Genomic DNA, 20,758 nt, shown 5'->3' with positions numbered 1-20,758 from the left:
ATCCACGAGGAGACGACATGACCGATCCGAAGACGCACACGCTGGACGCGCCCGGCGCCGAGCTGTACTACGACGTGCGGGAGGGCGAGACGGCGAACGCGCCGACGCTGCTGGTCATCGGCTCGCCGATGGCCGCGGCCGGGTTCGTCACGCTCGCCTCGCACTTCCCGGACCGCCGCGTGGTCACCTACGACCCGCGCGGGTCCGAGCGCAGCCGCCGCACCGACGGCGCCGCCGAGTCCACGCCCGAGGAGCACGCCGACGACCTGCACCGGGTCATCGCGGCCGTCGGCGGGCCCGTCGACGTGTTCGCCTCCAGCGGCGGCGCCGTCAACGCGCTCGCGCTCGTGGCGAAGCACCCCGAGCAGGTGCGGACCCTCGTCGCGCACGAGCCGCCCGCCGCCAGCGCCCTCCCCGACCGCGAGACGGCCCTGGCCGTCATGCGCGACATCCAGGACACCTACAAGACCTCGGGCTTCGGCCCGGCCATGGCGAAGTTCATCGCCGTCGTCATGTACGACGGCGAGCTCACCCCGGCCTACCTCGACGGGCCCGCGCCCGACCCGGCGGCGTTCGGCCTCCCGACCGAGGACGACGGCACCCGCGACGACGCGCTGGTGGGCCAGAACATCGTCACCTGCGGCGCCTACGAGCACGACTACAAGGCGCTCCGGGCCGCCCCGACCCGCATCGTCATCGCGGTCGGCGCCGAGTCCGGCGAGACCCTCGCCGCCCGCGGCGGCCGGGCCGTCGCCGAGCGCATCGGCGTCGAGCCGACGGTGATGCCCGGCGACCACGGCGCGTTCCTCGGCGGCGAGTACGGCCAGACCGGGAAGCCCGACGAGTTCGCCGCCGCGCTGCGGGAGGTCCTCTCGGCGTAGGCGAAACCGACACGGGGACCGCCGGGACGCCGGCGGTCCCCGCTTCGTCTTCGACCGTGCTGATCCATGGGCAGGCCCTAGACTGGCGCCCATGGCACGAGCGTGGAGCGTCCGGTGCCCGGCTGGCTGAGCGCAGGCGGGTGGGGCCTGCTCGCTGGCGGCGCGCTCGTCGCGGGCGCGCTCGTCGGGTACCTGGTCCGCGTGCCGCAGACGGTGATCGCGGCGGTGATGGCGTTCGGGTCCGGCGTGCTCATGTCGGCGGTCGCGTTCGACCTCATCGCCGACGCGAACGAGCGCGGCGGCCTCGTCCCGACCGCGCTCGGCGCCGTCGCCGGGGCGCTCGCCTACACGCTCGCCAACGTGGTCCTCGCGCGCCGCGGCGCGCGCCACCGCAAGCGCTCGGGCGCCCAGCAGGCCAACGAGTCCGACCAGCCGGGGTCGGGCACCGCCATCGCGCTCGGGGCGCTGCTCGACGGCATCCCGGAGTCGATCGTCATCGGCACGAGCCTCCTCGGCGGCGGGCCGGTGAGCGCCGCGACCGTGGTCGCCGTGTTCGTCAGCAACGTCCCCGAAGGACTCTCCAGCGCGGCGGGCATGCGGAGGGCCGGGCGCGGGCGCGCCTACGTGTTCGGGCTGTGGACACTGATCGCCCTCGCCAGCGGCCTGGCCGCCGCGGCGGGGTACGCGTTCCTCGGGGACGCCCCCGCGACGCTGCTCGCGGCGATCACCGCGCTCGCGGGCGGCGCGATCCTATCGATGATCGCCGACACGATGATCCCGGAGGCGTTCGAGGACGCCCGGTTGTGGACGGGGCTGATCGCGGTCCTCGGCTTCCTGGCCGCGTTCGCGATCGCCCAGTGGTTAGCGGGCGTGGGCCTCGTTGTAGCGGGCGACGACGCCGTCGGGGAGCTTGCCGCGGGACTTGACGGGCAGGTCGTTCTCCTCGGCCCAGCGGCGGATGTCGCGGTTGCGGTCGCGGTCGTCGCGGGTGGGGACGCGGGGCGCGCGGGCCGGGACGGCGCGCGCCACGTGGTAGCGGCCCAGCTCGGTCCCGAACTCGCGGTAGGCGGTCAGGCGGTCGCGGAGCTCGTCGGCGTGGGCGCCGGAGAGGTCCACGCTGTACAGATAGCCGTCGATACCGAACTCGACCGACTCGGCCGCTTCGCTCCCGTCGATGTCGTCGAACAACGTGACCACGGTCTTCTTCGCCACGGCTTCGCCTTCCTAACAGGATTGTGACCAGTGCCGGTGCGCATTGGAGCGCAGCAGTTCCGCACATACTAGCGAAACCGTCCTCCCTGTCGGCTGACGCGGGCCCCGCGTGTGGGCCCGCCCGGCCGGGCCCTACTCCAGGCGCAGCGCCGCGGCGGGGCACAGCTGCACCGCTTCGGCCACTTCGGTGTCGCAGTCCTCGGCCTCGTCGGCGAGGAGGACGACGCGGCCGTCCTCGTCGTTCTGGTCGAAGTACTCGGGCGCGGTCAGCGCGCACATGCCCGACCCGGCGCACTGCTCGGTGTCGGCGACGATCCTCACCACGGCCGTTCTCCGTTCCCTCGACTGCTGCATATATGGAGACTATACGTATATGCGGGACGGCGGGTCAAGCGGGGAGGACGAGCGTGTTCCGCCAGCCGCCTTCAGGGGTCGGGGCCCAGGTCAGCGTGCCGCCGAGGAGGGCCGCGCGCTGCTGGAGGCCGAGGAGGCCGTGCCGGGAGCTCGGCAAGACGACCGGAGTGCGGGTCGGCGCGGTGTTCGCGATCGTCACGGTGACCGCCCCGTCGGCGTGGGCCAGCGCGATGTCGGCGCGGGCGCCCGGGGCGTGCTTGCGCACGTTGGTGAGCGACTCCTGGACGGTCCGGTAGATCGCCCGCTCCTTCGGCGGGTCCAGGTCGGGCAGGGCGCCGATGCGAAGGGCCGCTTCGATGCCGCTGTTGCCGACGAGGTCGCCGAGCTGCGCGAGGGTCGGCTGCGGGGCGAGCCCGGTGGGGCCGCCGCCTCCGGCGCGGAGCACGTTCACCATGTGCCGCAGCTCGTCCAGGGTCCGCACGCTGAGCCTGCGGATCGTCCCGGCCGCGTCCTTGGCCTCGGGGTCGGCGGTGCTCACCTGGAGCGCCCCGGCCCGCACGGCGATGAGCGAGACCTGGTGGGAGACGACGTCGTGCATCTCGCGGGCGAGCTGGGCGCGTTCTTCGGCGAGCACTTTCTGCGTCGCCATGAGCTGTTCGTGCTCGCGGGCCTCGGTGATCTCCTCCAGGCGCGCCGACAGTTCGCGGCGGACCTGCACGAGCTGCCCGAGGAACGCCGCGGCGGCGGCCGGGGCCAGCGCGTAGGCGATGCTCGCGAGCCACCACGAGTCGGCGAACAGGTCGGCCGGGCCCGATTCGAGCGGCCAGATCATGCACATCGCGAGGACCACCGACCCGACGGCGAGGAGCCAGCGCCGGTGGGTGGCGGCGGCGAGCGTGTACAGGGCGATGAGGGGCGCGGCGGCCTCGCCCATGAAGTAGGCGGTCGGGAGGGTCAGCGCGAACACGGCGAGCGGGAAGCGGCGGCGGAACGCGAGGGCGGCCACGCCGATCGCGGTCGTCGCCATCTCGAAGGTGAGCGGCGGCCACCACCAGTACGTGAACCACAGGTCGGCGGCGGCGACGGCCACGAGGACCGCGTCCGTCGTCCACGGGCGCCAGCGGCGCTTCACCGGTCGCCCCGCAGGAGCCCGGCCCGCTCGGCGACGAGCGCGGCCTGGACGCGGCCGTTGACCTTGAGCTTGGTGAGGATGGCGCTGACGTGGTCCTTGACGGTGCCGACGCCGAGGTAGAGCCGGGCGGCGATGTCGCCGTTGGAGAGTCCTTCGGCGAGGAGCACGAGGATCTCGCGTTCGCGGGCGGAGAGGCGCTCGACGGCCGCGGAGGACCGGGTGCGGCCCGCGAGGTAGCCGTCGACGACGGTGGAGGTGACCTTCGGGGAGAGGACGACGCCGTCGGCGGCGAGGGTGCGGACCTGCACGGCGAGGTGCTCGGGGTCGGTGTCCTTGAGGAGGAACCCGGCGGCGCCCATGCGGAGCGCGGCGGCGACGTACTCGTCGGTGTCGAAGGTGGTGAGCATGGCGACGACGGGCGGCGCGGGGAGCGCGCGGAGGCGTTCGAGGACGGTGAGGCCGTCGACGTCCGGCATGCGGATGTCGAGGAGGACCACGTCGGGGTGGAGGCGGGCGGTCTCGGCGAGGGCCTGGCGGCCGGAGACGGCGGCGACGACCTCGATGTCCCCGGCGGCGTCGAGGATGTGCTGGAAGCCGGTGCGGATGAGGGCTTCGTCGTCGACGACCAGTACCCGGATCATGCGGCCTCCTCTGTTTCGGTCCACGATTCGTAGCACGCGCGCGCCACTCCCCGCGCGTGCGGCGCACTCCGGGTGTGCGCGTTCTCGCAGCCCGCGGTCGCGGCAGGGTCCGGGGTCCCCGCCGATCGGCGGGGGCGGAACGGCCGGGCGGCGGGACGGCCCCGTCCCGGCGGCGGGCGCGGTCCCGCGCATCGAGGGATGGGAACGGCCCCCGGCCCGCCGCACCCTGGCTGCATGACTGACACCATTGCATTGCGGGCGAAAGAACCGGGGCCGCAGGACCCCGCGCTCGCGCCGCCGCCGGACCGGGGCGCGTCGATCGGGCGCATCGTCGGCCTCGACGCCGCCCGCGCCGTCGCCGTCTTCGGCATGTACTACTCGCACGTGGGGCCGTGGTCCGACGAGTTCGGGACGTGGAAGTCCTTCCTCATGGACCTCCCCCACGGCCGCTCGTCGGCGCTGTTCGCGACGCTCGCCGGGCTGTCGCTCGTGCTCATCGCGGGCGGCTCGGAGCCGAAGACGGGCCGGCCGCTGCGCCAGGCCGTCGTCAAGATCGCGATCCGCGCGGTGCTGCTGCTGGCGCTGGGCACGTGGCTCACCAGCACCGGGACGTCGATCGTGGTGATCCTCGCGTTCTACGGCCTGTACTTCCTGCTCGCGCTCCCGTTCATCAAGCTGCGCGCGCGGACCCTTGCGATCCTCGCGGCCGTGTGCGGCCTCGGCGGACCGATCCTGGTGCAGCTCATGTGGACCGCCACCTGGACCGAGGGCTTCGACGCGCACGACCCGCTCGTGCGGTGGGGCGGGGACGGCCTGCTGTCGCTGCTGCTCACGGGCACCTACCCGGCGATGGCATGGATGGCGTACATCTTCACGGGTATGGCGCTGGGGCGCTTGGACTTCGCGCACAAGGCCGTCCGGGTGCGGCTCGCGGTCATCGGTCCGGCGCTGGGCCTGCTCGGCTACGGGGGCTCGTGGCTGGTCGGGAAGTTCATGCCCCAGACCGCGACGGGGTTCGACGACGAGTCGTATGCGGCCTTCGACAAGGCGTGGAAGGAGGCGGTCGGCAGCGCCGACACCGACTCGTGGACCGACGAGCAGTGGAAGGCGTTCGACGAGGAGCACGCCTCGCTCTGGGACAAGCTCCCCGCCGGCGACACGGGCGGCACGGGGTCGGGCGTCGACTGGGCGGCCCTGACGGGCGCCTCGCCGCACTCGGGCACCCCGTTCGAGCTCGCAGGGAACATCGGCGTCGCGATCAGCGTCATCGTCGGGCTCGTCGCGCTGCTGGCCTACTGCGGCGCCGTGAGCAAGTGGTCCCGCCGCGTCCTCGCGCCGCTCATCGCGGTCGGATCGATGTCGCTGACGGTGTACGTGGCGCACATCGCGGGCGTCTGGTTCCTCGTGGACCATCCCGCGGACGGGGTCGGCTACGAGACCGGCTGGCGCATGTGGGCGGTGTTCTGCGTCGCCGCGATGCTGTTCGCGCTCATCTGGAAGCGGCTGCTCAAGCGCGGCCCGCTCGAATGGGCGATGACGCTCGCGACGAAGCCTGCGAAGTTCGTGAGATAGGACGGTCGGCGGGGGCCGGTGCGGCGGCCCCCGCCGACCTGTCCAGGGTCAGCGATCCGGGTTCGGAGCGGGACGGCTCCTAGTTCAGACCGGCGGCGATGGCGTTGACCAGCTGGCCGTTGCTGGTGTCGCCGGAGAGCTCCCAGGAGAACGCGCCGCCGAGGCCCTGGCCGTCGAGCCAGGCCGTCTTCGTCGCGATCGTCGCCGGGGTGTCGTAGGACCACCACTCGTTGCCGCACTTGGCGTAAGCGGTGCCCGCGATCGTTCCCGTCGCGGGGCATTCGTTCACGAGGACCTTGTAGTCCTCGATGCCGGCCTCGTAGGTGCCCGGGGCCGCGCCGGTGGCGGAGCCGCCCGGCGCCGCCTGCGTGACGCCCGTCCAGCCGCGGCCGTAGAAGCCGAAGCCGAGCAGCAGCTTCGAGGACGGGACGCCGAGCGACTTGAGCTTGGCGATCGCCGTCGAGGCGTCGAATCCGGCGATGGGCTGGCCGCTGTAGGAGTTCAGCGGCGAGTGGGGCGCGGTGGGTCCGTCGGCGTCCCAGGCGCCGAAGTAGTCGTAGGTCATCACCTGGTAGTAGTCGACGTACTGGGCGGCCGTGCCATACCCGCCGAGGTCGATCTTGCCGCCGGAGGTCCCGTCGGCGGTGATCGCGGCGGTCACGAGCTCGTTCCCGAACTTCGAGCGCAGCGCGCTCATCAGGTTCGTGAACGCTTGCGTCCCACTGGAGTCGCAGGTGAGGCCGCAGGCGTTCGGGTACTCCCAGTCGATGTCGATGCCGTCGAACAGGCCGTCCCAGCGGGCGTCGTGCAGCAGGTTGTAGCAGGACTGGGCGAAGGCCGCCGGGTTCTGCGCGGCCTGGCCGAAGCCGCCGGAGTAGGTCCAGCCGCCGAAGGACCAGACGATCTTGATGTGCGGGTACATCTCCTTGAGCTTGAGGAGCTGGTTGAAGTTGCCGCGCAGGGGCTGGTCCCAGGTGTCGGCGACGCCGTCGACGGACTGGTCCGCGGTGTACGCCTTGTCGATCGCCGCGTACGAGTCGTCCAGGGTGCACTGGCCGTTCTTGACGTTGCCGAAGGCGTAGTTGATGTGGGTGAGGTCCTCGGCCGAGCCGGAGGACACGATGTTCTTCACGTGGTAGTTGCGGCCGTAGACGCCCCACTCGGTGAAGTACGCGGCGTTGATGTCGCCGCCGGTGCCGGGTTCACCGGTCGGTTCCTCGGTGGGCTCCTGGCTGGTGGGGTTCGCGCTGGTCGTCGGGTCGGTGCCGCCGCCGCAGGCTTCGAGGGTCTGCCAGACGCCCCATTCGCCGGTGGTGCCGGGCTCCTCGTTGGTGGTCCACCACTTGGCCTTGTAGTTGTAGCCCTCGTGGCTGACGAGGTCGCCGCCGACGTAGACCTCCGAGGCGGCCCACGGCTCGTTGCAGGTCACGGCGGCGTTGGCGGTGAAGGGATTCGCGACGGTGTAGATCAGACCGGTCGTGAGCAGGGCCAGGGCCGCGCTCGCGACGGCGATGAACCGTCGGGTCCTCAGTCGTCTCAATGTTCCTCCCAAAAGTAAAGAGACTTAACTGATAGGTATCTTTATTTTTATGGGAGGGCCTGTCGAAAGTCAAGCATTCGGATTGAAAAATTTCAATGGCGGCTTTGCTACCGAAATGGGAGCGCGGCCGCGGCGCGCACGGACCGTCACCATTGGCTCGACGTTTTCGTTTTGCGGGGCACCGCTATGGTGTTCGTTGAAGGCAGGCAGGGCCGGAGGGGCGGATCCGCCGCGCAAGGGCATCGTTCGCGATGCGGCGCACGGCGGGTCCGCCCCTCGCCGCTTCACCATTGCGATTCACGGACATCGATCCGTAACAGCCAGCCGTTGCGTTTGAAACCTCGGAAGAGTAGGAAGCACACGATCGCCATCGCCGCCAGCGCGAGCGGATACCCGACGGTCCAGTGCAACTCCGGCATCACCTTGAAGTTCATGCCGTAGATCCCGGAGATGATCGTCGGCGCGATCGCGATCGCCGCCCACGCCGAGATCTTCTTCGTGTCCTCGTTCTGCCACGTCCCGATCTGCCCCTGGTGCGCGGTGAGGACGGTCGTCAGGAGGCTCATGCACGTCTCCACCGAGGCGTCCACGCGGATGAGGTGCCCGGCAACCTCCCCGAAGCCGGAGCGGTCGAACAGCGGCGCGCCCGAGCGGCCCTGTCGCACCGAGTGCGCGAAGGTGATCAGGGGCCGCACCGCGTTCTGGAACTCCAGGGTCTCGCGGATGAGGAAGTAGATCTCCTGGTTGCGGTCGATGCGCTGCCCGGAGAAGACATCGCGCTCCAGGTCGGCGACGTCGTCGGTGAGGTCTTCGACGGCGTCGTCGTAGTGCTCCACGACGGCGTCGAACAGGGCGTGGACGACCGCGGCGAGCCCGCCGGAGCGGAACTTCGCATCCCGGAGCCGTTCGCGCACATGGGGAACGGGGTCCACGACGCCGCGGCGCAAGGTGACCAGGGACCGGCCGTCGGTGAAGATCGCGAGGTCCCCGGTCTCGACCTGCCGCGTGGCCTCGATGTACCAGACGGTCTTGACGAGCAGCAGCGCCGCGTCGTCGACGATCTCCACTTTGGGGCGGGGGTGGACGGCGGCGGCGGGGTAGGTCCCGAAGCGGTCCATGCCGAGCGCGGCGAGCGCTTCGGGCAGGGCGCCGGCGTCGTCGGCGGCAAACTCGACCCACGCGAACGCCCCGTCGGCGCCCGCGTCGGCCTTAAGCTGATCGCCGCCTCCGCGGCGGTCCTCGGCGCCGTCGGCCGTGACCACGGTGTAGTCGATCATCCGCTCCCCCGTTCCGCCTGGCGGTTCGAGTGTAAGCCGCCCAGGACGATCCGTTGCGCGGCTTCGTGGGCGCGGCGGGTGAGGCGGCGGTACTCGTTGAGGAACCGCTCGGTGTCCTCGCCGAACCCGAGGGTCTGCGCGAGCGCGGCGAGTTCGGGGCCCGAGCGCGGCAGGTCGTCGCGGGGGACGCCGCGCGCGAGCGTCATGTCGTTGCGCACCCGCGAGACGAACAGCCACGCCTCGCGCAGCGACAGCAGGTCGGCGGCGTTGAGGTGCCCGGCCGCGGCCGCGGCTTCGAGGGCCGGGACGGTGCGGGTGGTGCGCATCGCGGGGTCGTCGCCGTGCTCCAGTTGCAGCAGCTGCGCGGTCCACTCGATGTCGACGAGGCCGCCGCGGCCGAGTTTGGTGTGGCCGTTGGGGTCCGCGCCCCGCGGGAGGCGTTCGGAGTCGACGCGGGCCTTGACGCGGCGGAACTCGGTGCGCTCGGCCTCGGTGAGCCCGCCGGGGCGGTACCTGACGCCGTCGGCGAACTCGGTCCACAGTGCGGCGAGCGCCTCGTCCCCGGCGACGGGCCGGGCGCGCAGGAGCGCCTGGCGCTCCCACAGGCGGGCCCGGTCGGCGTAGTAGCGGCGGTATGCGGCGAAGCTCGGCGCGAGCGCGCCGCCCTTGCCTTCGGGCCGCAGGTCGAGGTCGAGGACCAGCGGCGGGTCGGCGGTGGGCGCGGCGAGGAGGGTCCGCACGGTGCCGACGATCTTCGCGGCGGCCTTGCGCTGGGCGTCGTCGGCGCCGTCGTGGACGAACACGACGTCCGCATCGGACCCGAACCCGGTCTCGCGGCCGCCGAGGCGCCCCATGCCGACGACGAGCATCGGCGGGGCGTCGTCGAGCCCGCGCGCGCCGATCTCCAGGGCCGCTTCGAGCACGGCGTCGGTGAGGTCCGAGAGGGCGAGGCCCACGTCCTGGTCGTCGATGATCCCGAGCAGGTCGGCGGCGGCGATGCGGATGAGCTCGCGGCGCCGGATCGAGCGGACGGCGCCGATCGCGGCGGTCGCGTCCGCGTGCCGCGCGGCGGCCTGGCGCATCCCGAGCGCCAGCTCCTCGCGCGGGCGCGGCGTCAGGTCCGCGTTGTCGGAGAGGTACCGGAGCGACTGCGGCACATGGAGGAGCAGCGACGTGAAGTACCGGGAGGTGCCGAGCAGGCGCGCGAGCCGGACCGCGGCGGGCCCGCCGTCGCGCAGCAGGCGCAGGTACCAGGGGGTCGAGCCGAGCTTGTCGGAGACCTGCCGGTAGGCGAGGAGCCCGCGGTCGGGCTCGGGCGAGTCGGCGAGCTCGTGGAGGACGACCGGCAGGAGGGCCTTCTGCACTGTGGCAGTGCGGGAGACGCCCGCGGTGAGCTTCTTGATGTGGGTGAGCGCGCTCGCGGGGTCGTTGAAGCCGAGGACGGCGAGGCGCCCGGCGGCCTCGGCCTCGCTCATGCGCAGCTCGGCGGTGGACACGCGCGTGACGGCGTCCAGGAGGGGCTTGTAGAGGAGCTTCTCGTGGAGGCGCCGCGCGGTCGTGGCGTGCGCGCGCCAGGCGGCGAGGAAGCCCTCGTCGGTCTTGTAGCCGAGGGTGCGGGCGAGGTGGTGGAGCGGCTCGCCGCCATCGGGCACGCGGTGGGTGCGCAGGAGCCGCTGGAGCTGGAGCCGGTGCTCGACGGTGCGCAGGAAGACGTACGTCTCGGCGAGGTCCTCGCCGTCGCGCCGCGCCAGGTACCCGCCCGCGACGAGCACGTCGAGGGCCTCCAGTGTGGACCGCACGCGGAGGGCCGGGTCGCCGCGGCCGTGGACGAGTTGCAGGAGCTGGACGGCGAACTCGATGTCGCGCAGGCCGCCCGGGCCGAGCTTGATCTCGTACTTGCGCTCGGCGGCCGGCACGGAGTCGACGACCTTGCGGCGCATGTCGCGGATGTCGGCGACCACGCCGGGCCGGTCGGCCGCGCCCCAGATGAACGGCTGCACGGCCGCGAGCCATTCGAGCCCCAGCTCCAGGTCCCCCGCGGCGGGCCGGGCCTTGAGGAGCGCCTGGAACTCCCAGGTGCGGGCCCAGTCCTTGAGGTACGCGGTGTACGCCTCGACGGTGCGCACCAGCGCGCCCGAGCGGCCCTCGGGCCGCAGCCCGGCGTCGACGGGCCACGTCGCGGGGCCCACGACCTGGATCAGCCGCGCGGCCTGGCGGGTGGCGAGCGCGAGGTCCCCTTCGGCGACGAACACGACGTCCACGTCGGACACGTAGTTCAGTTCTTCCGCGCCGGTCTTGCCCATGGCGATCACGGCGAGCCGGGTGTCCCCCGGATGCTCTTCACGGGCCAGTTCGAGCCCGCGGGCCAGGACCGCGTCGGCGAGGCGGGAGAGGGCGTCGGAGGTGGCCCGCAGATCGGTGCGGCCGGTGAGGTCGGCGGCGGCGATGCGGAGCAGGTTCTCCTTCCAGGCGGTGTTGAGCTGGAAGGGCCCTGCTGCGCGCAGGCGCGCGAACCCGGCGTCCTCGTCCTCGGTGAGCGCGGGCTCGGACTCGGGGTGGGCGCGCAGGAACTCGGCCAGCGCGTTGCTGGCCGCGACGACCGCGAGGCGCGCCTCGTCCGCGTCCACCGCGTGCTCGCTCTCAGACGTCAAGGAGGGGCAGCGCCTTCTTCTCGCCCGCGGCGACCTTCGCGAACCGCTGGAGGATGGGCTTCCACGTGTGGACGATGTGCTCGTCGACCTCGGCGGCCTTGGCGAGCGCGGCTTCATCGAAGCCGCCGAAGCCCGCGAGCTGCTCGGGCGTGAACTCGAAGTGCGACTGGACGCCCCAGGCGCTGTCGCGGATGCGGAAGACCTCAAGGGTCCCTTGGGGGGACGCGGCCAGCAGGGTCGCGTCCTCGGGGAGCTCGACGAGCTCCTGGCGGCGCCAGCGGATCACGTCGATGGTCATGGGCGCGGGCCCGAAGATGAGGTCGCGTCCGGCGGCGTCGCGCTTGGCGAGCATCCGCGGGCCGTTCGGGGCGTCGTGGTCCTCGACGCGCCCGCCGAACGCGGCGGCGAGGAGGCGGGAGGAGGAGCAGATCGCGAGGAGCGGCGTCTGGTCGGCGACCGCGGTGGCGAGGAGCCCGGTGAGCTCGTCGCTCCAGTCCTTCCCGCGGCCGCCCCCGAGCGCGATGAGGGCCTCGTGCCCCCCGGCCGAGTTCGGCACGGCCTCACCGAGGTGGGGCCGCACCGTGTCGAGCTCCATGCCGGCCTCGGCCAGCCATGCGGCGGCCCGCCCGAGGCCCTGCTCCGGATCGTTCTCGATGACGAGTGCGGTGGTCACTCCCCCATGCTAATCGGTCGCCCGATCCACGGGATAGTGCTCCTTCGTCACGAGCGGTGGCGCAGGCCGCCGCTCCGGGGAGCGGCGGCGCAGCGGTGCTCAGAGGTTGATGTAGCGCTTCCGCTCGAAGGCGGTCACCTGGGTGCGGTAGTCCTCCCACTCCTGGCGCTTGTTCTTCAGGAAGTAGTCGAAGACGTGCTCGCCGAGGACTTCGGCGACGAGCTCGGAGGACTCCATCTTGTCGAGGGCCTCGACGAGGTTGCCGGGGAGGGGCTGGTAGCCGGCGGCGACGCGTTCGGCGCTGGTGAGCGCGGAGACGTCGTCCTCGGTGCCCGCGGGCAGCTCGTAGCCCTCTTCGATGCCCTTGAGGCCCGCGCCGAGGAGGACGGCGTAGGCGAGGTACGGGTTCGTCGCGGAGTCGAGGGAGCGGATCTCGACGCGGGCCGAGTTCGGCTTGCCGTAGACGGGGACGCGCACGAGCGCGGACCGGTTGGCCTTGCCCCAGGAGACGTACGAGGGCGCCTCGGAGATCTGGCCGGGCTGGGCGCTGGAGTAGAGGCGCTTGTAGGAGTTGACCCACTGGTTGGTGATCGCGGTGAACTCGGGCGCGTGGCGCAGGAGCCCGGCGATGAAGGCCTTGGCGGTCTTGGAGAGCCGCTGCTCGTCGCCCGGGTCGTGGAAGGCGTTGTCCTCGCCCTCGAAGAGCGACAGGTGCGAGTGCATGCCGGAGCCGGGCTGCGTGTTGTACGGCTTGGGCATGAAGGACGCGGTGACGCCGTTGGTCATCGCGACTTCCTTGACGATGTGCCGGAACGTCATGATGTTGTCGGCGGTGGTCAGCGCGTCGGCGTAGCGGAGGTCGATCTCCTGCTGGCCGGGGGCGACCTCGTGGTGGGAGAACTCGACCGAGATGCCGACCCGCTCCAGGGCGAGGATGGCCTGGCGGCGGAAGTCGCGGGCCACGGAGTGGGTGGTGTGGTCGAAGTAGCCGCCGTCGTCGACGGGCTCGGGCTTCGCGCCGGTCTCCGGGAAGATGTCCTTGAACAGGAAGAACTCGATCTCGGGGTGCACGTAGAACGTGAACCCGCGGTCGGCGGCCTTCGAGAGGGCCCGGCGCAGCACGTGGCGCGGATCGGCCCAGGAGGGGGCGCCCTCGGGCGTGAGGATGTCGCAGAACATGCGCGCGGACTCGCCGATGCCGCGGCCCTCGAACGGGAAGACCTGGAACGTGGTCGGGTCGGGCATGGCGACCATGTCGGACTCGTACACGCGGGCGAAGCCCTCGATGGCGGAGCCGTCGAAGCCGATGCCCTCCTCGAACGCGGACTCCAGCTCGGCCGGCGCCACGCTCACGGACTTGAGCGTGCCGAGGACGTCCGTGAACCACAGCCGCACGAAGCGGATGTCGCGTTCTTCGAGCGTGCGAAGCACGAACTCCTTCTGCCGTTCCATGGCTGGTCTCCTCTGGTCCTGGGGCGGCAATTGTCTCACCTGATTATGTCCTCGAAGTTAACCCGTCCAGGCCGACTCCAAAACGTGAGAGGAGGTACATTCGGGAGCGTGTTCGCAGGTGAGATCCAGAAATTGTGGCGTTATCCGGTCAAGGGGCTCAGGGGGGAGCCCTTGACGTCGGCGGTCGTCGACGCGGCCGGGATGGCGGGCGACCGGCGCCTCGGCGTGTACGAGCCCGGCACGGACAAGGCGGTGTGGGGCGGCAGCCACCCGAAGCTGATGGGGTGGGAGGCCGCGTTCCCGGCGCAGTGCGGCACCGCCGACTCGTCGGCGGGCGACCCGGTGCTCTACGAGGCGGGCGGCGCGGCCTGGGGCCTCGACGACGCGGGCCTGCCCGCGCGCCTCGCCGAGACGATCGACGCGAAGAAGGGCGTCGAGATCCGGCCGACCAAGGGCAGCGGGGAGCGCATCCTCGTCGTCTTCGAAGCGAGCCTGAAGGCGCTGAGCGAGCGGATGGGCCGCGAGATCGAGGCGGCGCGGTTCCGCCCGAACGTGATCGCCTCGGCCGACCTGGAGCCCTTCGCCGAGTACAAGATCCCGATCGGCACGCCGATCCGCCTGGGCGACAACGAGTTCGTGCTCCACAAGCCGTGCGAGCGGTGCGTCCTGCCGAGCTGGACCCCCGACGGGTCCAACGAGCGGGACAAGGAGCTGCACCGCGCGATCATCAACGAGCTGGACAACCACTTCGGGCTGTACCTGAAGACCCCCGAGCGCGCGATCATCCGCGTGGGCGACAAGATCGCCGCCTGAAATCCCCCCGTGAAGACGTAGGACGCCCTGAGCCGGGGATCGGTCGGCTCAGGGCGCAACCCCAGCATAAACGCCGGGTGCGACATGCTGGGTTCACGAGCCCGTGACGCGCGTGACCCTCACGTGTACGCGCTCGACTTCAGCGGCTCAGCGACCCTCGGTCGCCCAGCGGTGGATAAACGGGTACAGGTCCTCCACGGAGCGTCCGGTGGCGGTCGCGCGCGGCCACGGGCGGCCGTAGTGGTCGATGTAGGCGGTCGGGCAGCCGCGGTCGGCGGCGGGGGCGAGGTCGTTGACGGGGATGTCGCCGACGCTGAGGATCTGCTCGGGCTTGCGGTCCTCCAGCAGGTCGTCGAGCATCCGCTCCAGGCCCACGGGCTTGGCGGCGTCGCCGACGACGGAGTCGAAGAGTCCGTCGAGGCCGAGCCGGTCGAGCACGGGTTCGAGGGTCGCCTCGGGAGCGTTGGTCACGAGTCGGATCTCGACCGAGCGCGGCAGGCTGAAGATGAACTCCGCGAAGCGCACGGGCCCCCAGACCTTGAACTCGCCCGCGGCCATGCGCTCCCGGGTGGCCTCGTACGCGGCGGCGCGGACCGCGTCGGGGACGCCGAACTCGCCCGCGAGGCGGCGCACGGCGTTGTCGGCATCGTAGGCGTCGAATGTGGACGCGGTGGTGGGCTTGCCCGCGACGAACGCGGCGTGGGCGGCGAGGAAGGCGCGTTCGTCCTCGGGTTCGAGTTCGGCCGCGACGAGGCGGGCGTAATGGGTGGCGTGCTCGGAGCCGAGCCGCACGGTGCCGTCGTAGTCGAAGAGCAGGATGGCGTCGTTCACGTACGGAAACGCTACGCGATGCCCGGCTCGAACCCCTAGGGCCGGGCGCGGATGCGAGTCGCAAGCTTCGTCACACGCGCCCGGCGGGGACTCCTATTCGAAGCCGTGCTCCTTCGCGGGGAACTCGCCCGCGCGCACCTCGTCGGCGTAGGCCTTCACGGCGTCCTGGAGGACGGTGGCCAGGTCGGCGTAGCGCTTGACGAAGCGCGGCGGCTTGCCGCGCCGCAGCCCGGCCATGTCCTGCCACACGAGGACCTGCGCGTCGGTCTCGGACCCGGCGCCGATGCCCACGGTCGGGATCGGGAGCTGCTTGGTGATCTCGGCGGCGACCGAGGAGGTCACCATCTCCAGGACCACCGCGAACGCCCCGGCCTCGGCGACGGCGTGCGCGTCGGCCTCGATCTCCGCGGCCTGGGCGTCGCGGCCCTGGACGCGGTAGCCGCCGAGCGTGTGCTCGCTCTGCGGCGTGAACCCGATGTGCCCCATGACGGGGATGCCCGCGCCGGTGAGGGCCCGGATCTGCGCGGCCATGCGGCGCCCGCCTTCGAGCTTGACGGCGTGCGCGCCGGCCTTCATGAACCTGACGGCGGTCTCCAGGGCCTGCGCGGGACCGGCTTCATAGGAGCCGAACGGCAGGTCGGCGACGATCAGGGTGCGGTGGGTCGAGCGGGCGACGGCCGCGACCAGCGGCAGCAGCTCCTCGACCGATACCTGGAGGGTGGTGTCGTAGCCGTAGACGTTGTTCGCGGCGGAGTCGCCGATGAGCAGCGCCGGGATGCCGGCCTCGTCGAAGAGGGCGGCCGTGTACTGGTCGTAGGACGTGAGCATCGCCCACTTCTCACCGCGCTCCTTGGCTTCGATGAGGTGGCGGGTGCGGACCCGCTTGACGGTCTTGCCCGGCCCGTACAGGCTCGGGATCTCGTCGGCGTTCGATGCTTCCGAATTCGATGCTGTGCCGTTAAAGGACGTCGTCATCGTCGTGCTCCAGAATCTCCTCGTGGCCGGCTCGCCGGTCCCCGGGTGGTTACTGGACAAAACTAACGCTCATCGATATCTATGTCACGCGTCCGCAATGCCGATGTGACAAATCACCCCGGGGCGGGGCCCCGGGGTGCGCTGTCACTTCCCGCGACCGGGCTTCCCTCTGAACTGATTGGTGATCGGCAGGCGCCGGTCCTTCCCGAAGGACTTGATCGTGATCTTGGTGCCCGGCGCCGACTGGCGCCGCTTGTACTCGGCGCCGTCGACCAGGCCGGTGATCCGCTCGACCACGTCGGCCGGGTAGCCCTGGCCGAGGAGGTCCTCGCGTCCCGAGTCGCTGTCGACGTACCCGGCGAGGATGCCGTCGAGGATCTCGTAGTCGGGCAGCGAGTCGGTGTCCTTCTGGTCGGGCCGCAGCTCGGCGCTCGGGGGCTTGAGGATCGTGTTCTCCGGGATCGGCTCGGTCTCGCCGAGGCTGCGGGCCTTCTCGTTGCGCCAGGTCGCGAGCTCGTAGACGAGGGTCTTGTAGACGTCCTTGATCGGCGCGAACCCGCCGACGGCGTCACCGTAGATCGTCGAGTACCCCACCGCGTACTCGCTCTTGTTGCCAGGCGCGAGCACCAGGTGCCCGTGCTGGTTCGACAGGGCCATGAGGAGCGTGCCGCGCACGCGCGCCTGGAGGTTCTCCACCGCGAGCCCCGAGAGCGCGATCTGCGAGACGTACGCGTCGACCATCGGCTGGATCGGCTCCACCGAGTAGTGCAGGCCGCAGCGCTCGGCCAGGTCGGCGGCGTCGTCCACCGAGTGCTGCGACGAGTACTGACTCGGCATCGCCACGACGTGGACCTTGTCGGCGCCGATCGCGTCGCGCGCCAGGACCGCGGTGAGCGCGGAGTCGATGCCGCCGGAGAGCCCGAAGACCACCGACTTGAACCCGTTCTTGCGCACGTAGTCGCCCAGGCCCAGGCGCAGGGCCTCCCAGATCTCCTCCAGGCGGTCGAGCTCGGGCGCGAACGGCGGCTCGATGCGGGTCTCGACCGCGGCGGGTTCCTCGGAGAGGACGTGCAGCACGGTGCTCATCTCGGTCGCGGAGTGGTTCGCGAGGTCGCCTTCGCCCGCGGCCGCCAGTTCGAGGTCGGCGACCAGCAGTTCGGAGCCGAAGCGGCGGCCCGAGGCGAGGAGCCTCCCGTCGGCGGCGGTGATGAACGAGCCGCCGTCGAAGACCAGCTCGTCCTGGCCGCCCACGATGTTCAGGTACGCGATCGGCGCCCCGGCCTCGGCGGCCCGCTGCTCGACGATCGCGCGGCGCCGCTCCTGCTTGCCCTGCTCGTACGGGGAGGCGTTCACGTTGACCACCAGGCCCGCGCGGGCCTGCGCGGCGGCGGCGATCGGGACCCCGCCCCACACGTCCTCGCAGATGGTGAAGGCCACGTCGACGCCGCCGATGCGCGCGAGGTGCAGTTCGTGGCCGGGCACGAAGTACCGCTCCTCGTCGAAGACGCCGTAGTTAGGGAAGTGACGCTTGTAGTAGCGGAACAGGACCTTGCCGTCCTGGATCAGCGCCAGCGCATTGCGGATGCCGCGCCCGCCGACCGCGCCGATGTTCGCGGGCACGGACCCGTCGGCGTCCAGGTATCCGACGGCGACGGGCAGCGCGCCGTTCCCGTCGGCGGCGATCTCCTCGGCGAGGCGCGCGAGGCGCTCGCGGCTGGCCTCCACGAAGGAGTGGCGCAGGGCAAGGTCCTCGACCGGGTAGCCGGTGAGGGACTGCTCGCCGGTGGCGAGCAGGTGCGCGCCCGCGGCGGTGGCCGCGGTCGCCGCGCTGCGGATGAGTTCGGCGTTGCGGTCGAGGTCGCCCACGACGGGGTTGTCCTGGGCGAGGGCGATACGAAGCGTCGGCATGCGCCTATTCTTCCGCGCTTCCGTGCCTTACGTCATGTGACTTGCGCGAAGTCCAGTTTTTAGGAGAGCGAGCGGTAGAGGAGGATGCCGGAGAGCACGAGCCCGTAGACGACGATCGCGATGCGCAGCGGCCGTTCGGGGATGCGCTGGAAGACGCGGGCGCCGATGTAGCCGCCGATGAACGTGGCGGGCACGAGGACGGCGATGGCGAGCCAGTCGACGTCGGCCCAGATGCCGTACATGACGCTGGTGACGACGCCGACGATCGTGGTGCAGAAGTTCTTGAGCGCGCCGACCTTCGCGAGCTTCTCGGAGACGCTCATGGCGATGACGGCCATGAGGATGAGGCCGAGCGCGGCGTTGAAGTAGGAGCCGTAGAGGCATCCGGCGAAGACCCCGGCGTGCAGGGCGAGGGCGTGGGGCTGGCGGCCGCCGTTGAGGGCGGTGACCTTGCGGTTGATCCACGGGCCGACCGCCATGAGGACCGTCGCGGCGAGGACCAGGTAGGGGACGATCGCCTCGAACACCGAGTGCGGGGTGTTCAGCAGCAGGAGCGCGCCGCACACGGAGGCCGCGAGGGCGGTGGGGATGAGCAGGAGCGCGCGGCGCTTCTGGGGGCGGAGGTTCTCGCGGGAGCCGACGGCCGCGGCGGCGTAGGCGGGGGCGACGGCGATGCCGTTGGTGGCGTTGGCCTGGAGGGCGGGCACGCCGACGGCCATCAGCGTGGGGTAGGTGATGAGCGACCCGCCTCCGGCGACGGCGTTGAGCCCGCCGCCGAGGAGGCCCGCGGCCACCAGCAGGGAGACCTGGAGCAGATTCATGGCCGGGTCAGCGTACGCTTGACCGCTGGAACGAGATGGCCAGGCGGCCGCGGCAGTGACGGGAGACCATTGCTGTCGAGGAACGTCCGGGCTCCACAGGGCAGGGTGGTCGCTAACGGCGACCCGGGGTGACCCGCGGGACAGTGCCACAGAAAGCAGACCGCCAGTGTTCGCGCTGGTAAGGGTGAAACGGTGGTGTAAGAGACCACCAGCGCCGCCGGTGACGGCGGCGGCTCGGTAAACCCCACCCGGAGCAAGGTCAAGAGGCGCCGCGAGGCGCTGCGCGAAGGCCACAGGGCGGCCCGCCCGAACCCGCAGGGGTGCCTTCGCGGGTAGACCGCTTGAGCGCGCCGGCAACGGTGCGCCTAGATGGATGGCCGCTCAATGACAGAACCCGGCGTATCGGCCATCTCGTTCCAACCCATGAATGCAAGAGAGGGTGGCTACCTGCTAGAACACAGGCAACCACCCTCCATGTTGGATCAACCGTCGCTTTCCGGGGCGCGCTTGGGGCGCGGAGCCTCCCACGCGTCATCGAGGAGCTTTCTAGCCCGCTGTCTGCTGTTCGGCATCAGGTGTCCGTAGACACGGAGCGTGAAGCCCGGGTCCTTGTGACCGAGGTAGTCGGCCAAGCCCCGCGGGTTCCCACCGTTTTCGAGGTACGTCGCGGCGAAGAAGTACCGCAACGCATGGAACCCGGTGGCTTGCTCAGGCTCGAATGCGGTCTTCGATGTCCCCCGCTTCCAGCCGCCCGGGTTCGTCATGAACGTGCTCCGATGGATCGGGAACCCCTTCGTCGTCGTGAACACCAGCTTGACCGTCACCAGCTCACCGCCTGGTTCCATCCACGGCAAGGTGACATCAACGGGCGGAAATTGCTCCATGTGCTCACGGAGCGCCTGAGCGGTGAAACGCGGCAGCGGGCCCTTGCGAACCGAGTTGTGCTTAGGCGGGGCAAACAGCCGCTTCCCGCCTGCGAACTTCACCTGTCGGCGGATCTCGATTTCCTCGTCGTCCCACAAGATATCGTCCACGGCGAGCCCGAAGACCTCTCCGATCCGATGCCCACATCCGGCCCCGACCAGGACCATCGCACGGTATCGCGGCAACAGGTTGTCATGTACCGAGTCCACCTGGTCACGGTTCCAAGGCGTCACCTGCCGTTGCGGCGCCCGCGGCTTCTGAAGGCTCCGGGCCTGGCACGGGTTCGTCCGAATCAGCCGGTCGTCCACGGCCGCCTCAAACATCGAGTTCACGTAGACGAACAGCACGGCCTTGGTTGACTCCTCTAGCGGCAGCTCTCCAAGCCATGTCCGAATGGTGCTGGTCAACACCGCTTCGAGCGGCCTTCCCTCGAACTGCGGAATGAAGTGCTTCCCGAGGATCTGCCGCACTTTCTCTTTAGTGGCGATGTCACCTCCGAGACCTTTCAGCCATTCCTTGGCGAAAGCGGCGGTATCGGTCTTACCCGCATCCGGATCGATGTAGGTTCCGGCTTTCAGCTCCGCCTTGACCTCATCGATCTTCGCGTCCGCATCGCCCTTCTTGTCGTAGGACTTCGAGCACCACTTGCCACTCATGTCAGTCCAGCGGGCACGGTACCGTTCGCCTTTCCCGTACCGTTCGGTCTTGACGCGCTTGCGCTTGCCGTCCTCGTAAACGGCCTTCCACCAGCGGTCTTCTACGTAGGCGCGCATTAGGCCACCTCCCCGCCGCACTCTTTGAACCAGCGGACGACGTGCTGTGGGCTGTAGCGAAGATGCTTGCCCATGCGAGCAGCCCGAGGGCCGGTCTTGTTCTTGCGCCAGGTCCGCAGCGTCTCCACGGGCAGTTTGAGGAAGGCGGCGGTTTCCTCGATGGTCCAGAGCGGTTCCATTAGCGCACCTCCTGACGGTTTCTGTTGTGGCGGTTGAGTTTTCGTTCGAGCAGAGTCTCTGCGATGGCGGCGGCGTACTCGCGTTCGGCGTCGGTGTCGTGGCCGAAGCCGACCGCTTCCCAGTCGTTGACGACGAGCACGTCGGCCTC

Annotated in this window: 17 protein-coding genes, 1 other RNA gene and 1 pseudogene; 5 read left to right on the top strand and 14 right to left on the bottom strand. The window is 70.8% G+C overall.

Annotation, left to right across the window (positions count from 1 at the left end; all coding sequences use genetic code 11):
• Positions 1-17: 17 nt before the first annotated feature.
• Together B0I28_RS24480 and B0I28_RS28140 are read left to right on the top strand one after the other, a co-directional pair.
• Positions 18-881, top strand: coding sequence for an alpha/beta fold hydrolase (locus B0I28_RS24480; protein WP_106366489.1), 864 nt, complete (start codon positions 18-20; stop codon positions 879-881).
• 114 nt (positions 882-995) lie between these two features.
• Positions 996-1,736 (top strand): annotated as a pseudogene (locus B0I28_RS28140) (ZIP family metal transporter); the annotation flags it as partial.
• Positions 1,737-2,225: 489 nt separating this feature from the next.
• Here the strand turns inward: B0I28_RS28140 and B0I28_RS24465 are convergent.
• From B0I28_RS24465 to B0I28_RS24455, 3 genes are read right to left on the bottom strand one after another with little or no spacing between them, the layout of a single operon-like run.
• On the bottom strand, positions 2,226-2,447 hold the full coding sequence (locus B0I28_RS24465; RefSeq protein WP_245889098.1) for a ferredoxin: 222 nt from the start codon (positions 2,445-2,447) through the stop codon (positions 2,226-2,228).
• A gap of 34 nt (positions 2,448-2,481) precedes the next feature.
• Positions 2,482-3,579, bottom strand: coding sequence for a sensor histidine kinase (locus B0I28_RS24460; RefSeq protein ID WP_219926972.1), 1,098 nt, complete (start codon positions 3,577-3,579; stop codon positions 2,482-2,484).
• On the bottom strand, positions 3,576-4,220 hold the full coding sequence (locus tag B0I28_RS24455; RefSeq protein WP_106366488.1) for a response regulator: 645 nt from the start codon (positions 4,218-4,220) through the stop codon (positions 3,576-3,578). Before B0I28_RS24455 ends, B0I28_RS24460 begins: the two co-directional genes overlap by 4 nt.
• A gap of 234 nt (positions 4,221-4,454) precedes the next feature.
• Here B0I28_RS24455 and B0I28_RS24450 point away from each other — a divergent pair, with 234 nt between their 5' ends.
• Positions 4,455-5,792, top strand: a complete 1,338-nt coding sequence (locus tag B0I28_RS24450; RefSeq protein WP_106366487.1) for a DUF418 domain-containing protein — start codon at positions 4,455-4,457, stop codon at positions 5,790-5,792.
• Positions 5,793-5,871: 79 nt separating this feature from the next.
• On the opposite strand, the gene B0I28_RS24445 is transcribed toward B0I28_RS24450, so the two are convergent.
• The 5 genes from B0I28_RS24445 to glnA all read right to left on the bottom strand — a co-directional run bounded on the left by B0I28_RS24445 (position 5,872) and on the right by glnA (position 13,385).
• Entirely contained in the window at positions 5,872-7,332 is a 1,461-nt protein-coding gene (locus tag B0I28_RS24445) for a glycosyl hydrolase family 18 protein (protein ID WP_219926971.1), read from the bottom strand.
• Between the two features lie 284 nt (positions 7,333-7,616).
• Complete coding sequence (locus B0I28_RS24440; protein ID WP_106366485.1) at positions 7,617-8,609, bottom strand: CorA family divalent cation transporter; 993 nt, start codon at positions 8,607-8,609, stop codon at positions 7,617-7,619.
• A complete protein-coding gene (locus B0I28_RS24435; RefSeq protein WP_245889097.1) occupies positions 8,606-11,260 on the bottom strand; it encodes a bifunctional [glutamine synthetase] adenylyltransferase/[glutamine synthetase]-adenylyl-L-tyrosine phosphorylase in 2,655 nt (884 codons plus the stop codon). The genes B0I28_RS24440 and B0I28_RS24435 overlap by 4 nt, the downstream gene beginning before the upstream one ends.
• The gene (locus B0I28_RS28135) at positions 11,250-11,933 is read right to left on the bottom strand and encodes a type 1 glutamine amidotransferase (protein WP_106366483.1); all 684 of its coding nucleotides are present in this window, start codon (positions 11,931-11,933) and stop codon (positions 11,250-11,252) included. The genes B0I28_RS24435 and B0I28_RS28135 overlap by 11 nt, the downstream gene beginning before the upstream one ends.
• Before the next feature lie 99 nt (positions 11,934-12,032).
• Entirely contained in the window at positions 12,033-13,385 is a 1,353-nt protein-coding gene (gene glnA / locus B0I28_RS24425; protein WP_106366482.1) for a type I glutamate--ammonia ligase, read from the bottom strand.
• 108 nt (positions 13,386-13,493) lie between these two features.
• Here glnA and B0I28_RS24420 point away from each other — a divergent pair, with 108 nt between their 5' ends.
• A complete protein-coding gene (locus tag B0I28_RS24420; protein WP_181245945.1) occupies positions 13,494-14,198 on the top strand; it encodes an MOSC domain-containing protein in 705 nt (234 codons plus the stop codon).
• A 147-nt stretch (positions 14,199-14,345) separates the two neighbouring features.
• On the opposite strand, the gene B0I28_RS24415 is transcribed toward B0I28_RS24420, so the two are convergent.
• The 4 genes from B0I28_RS24415 to B0I28_RS24400 all read right to left on the bottom strand — a co-directional run bounded on the left by B0I28_RS24415 (position 14,346) and on the right by B0I28_RS24400 (position 18,733).
• Positions 14,346-15,029: an HAD family hydrolase gene (locus B0I28_RS24415; RefSeq protein ID WP_106366480.1), complete on the bottom strand. Its 684-nt coding sequence runs from the start codon at positions 15,027-15,029 to the stop codon at positions 14,346-14,348.
• 93 nt (positions 15,030-15,122) lie between these two features.
• The gene (gene panB / locus B0I28_RS24410) at positions 15,123-16,004 is read right to left on the bottom strand and encodes a 3-methyl-2-oxobutanoate hydroxymethyltransferase (RefSeq protein ID WP_106366479.1); all 882 of its coding nucleotides are present in this window, start codon (positions 16,002-16,004) and stop codon (positions 15,123-15,125) included.
• Between the two features lie 144 nt (positions 16,005-16,148).
• Positions 16,149-17,912: an NAD+ synthase gene (locus B0I28_RS24405; protein WP_106366478.1), complete on the bottom strand. Its 1,764-nt coding sequence runs from the start codon at positions 17,910-17,912 to the stop codon at positions 16,149-16,151.
• Between the two features lie 59 nt (positions 17,913-17,971).
• The gene (locus tag B0I28_RS24400) at positions 17,972-18,733 is read right to left on the bottom strand and encodes a sulfite exporter TauE/SafE family protein (protein ID WP_106366477.1); all 762 of its coding nucleotides are present in this window, start codon (positions 18,731-18,733) and stop codon (positions 17,972-17,974) included.
• Between the two features lie 31 nt (positions 18,734-18,764).
• Between B0I28_RS24400 and rnpB the strand changes: the two genes are divergently transcribed.
• Positions 18,765-19,151: RNase P RNA component class A (gene rnpB, locus B0I28_RS24395), an RNA gene on the top strand.
• A gap of 64 nt (positions 19,152-19,215) precedes the next feature.
• On the opposite strand, the gene B0I28_RS24390 is transcribed toward rnpB, so the two are convergent.
• Together B0I28_RS24390 and B0I28_RS24385 are read right to left on the bottom strand one after the other, a co-directional pair.
• Positions 19,216-20,430, bottom strand: a complete 1,215-nt coding sequence (locus B0I28_RS24390) for a tyrosine-type recombinase/integrase (RefSeq protein ID WP_106366476.1) — start codon at positions 20,428-20,430, stop codon at positions 19,216-19,218.
• Complete coding sequence (locus B0I28_RS24385) at positions 20,430-20,609, bottom strand: helix-turn-helix domain-containing protein (RefSeq protein WP_106366475.1); 180 nt, start codon at positions 20,607-20,609, stop codon at positions 20,430-20,432. The genes B0I28_RS24390 and B0I28_RS24385 overlap by 1 nt, the downstream gene beginning before the upstream one ends.
• Positions 20,610-20,758 lie beyond the last annotated feature (149 nt).

Origin of the sequence: Glycomyces artemisiae, from assembly GCF_003002955.1 — a bacterium.
Classification (GTDB): domain Bacteria; phylum Actinomycetota; class Actinomycetes; order Mycobacteriales; family Micromonosporaceae; genus Glycomyces; species Glycomyces artemisiae.
Note: the sequence above shows the minus strand (reverse complement) of the source record. Positions and strands in the feature narration are given on the sequence as shown.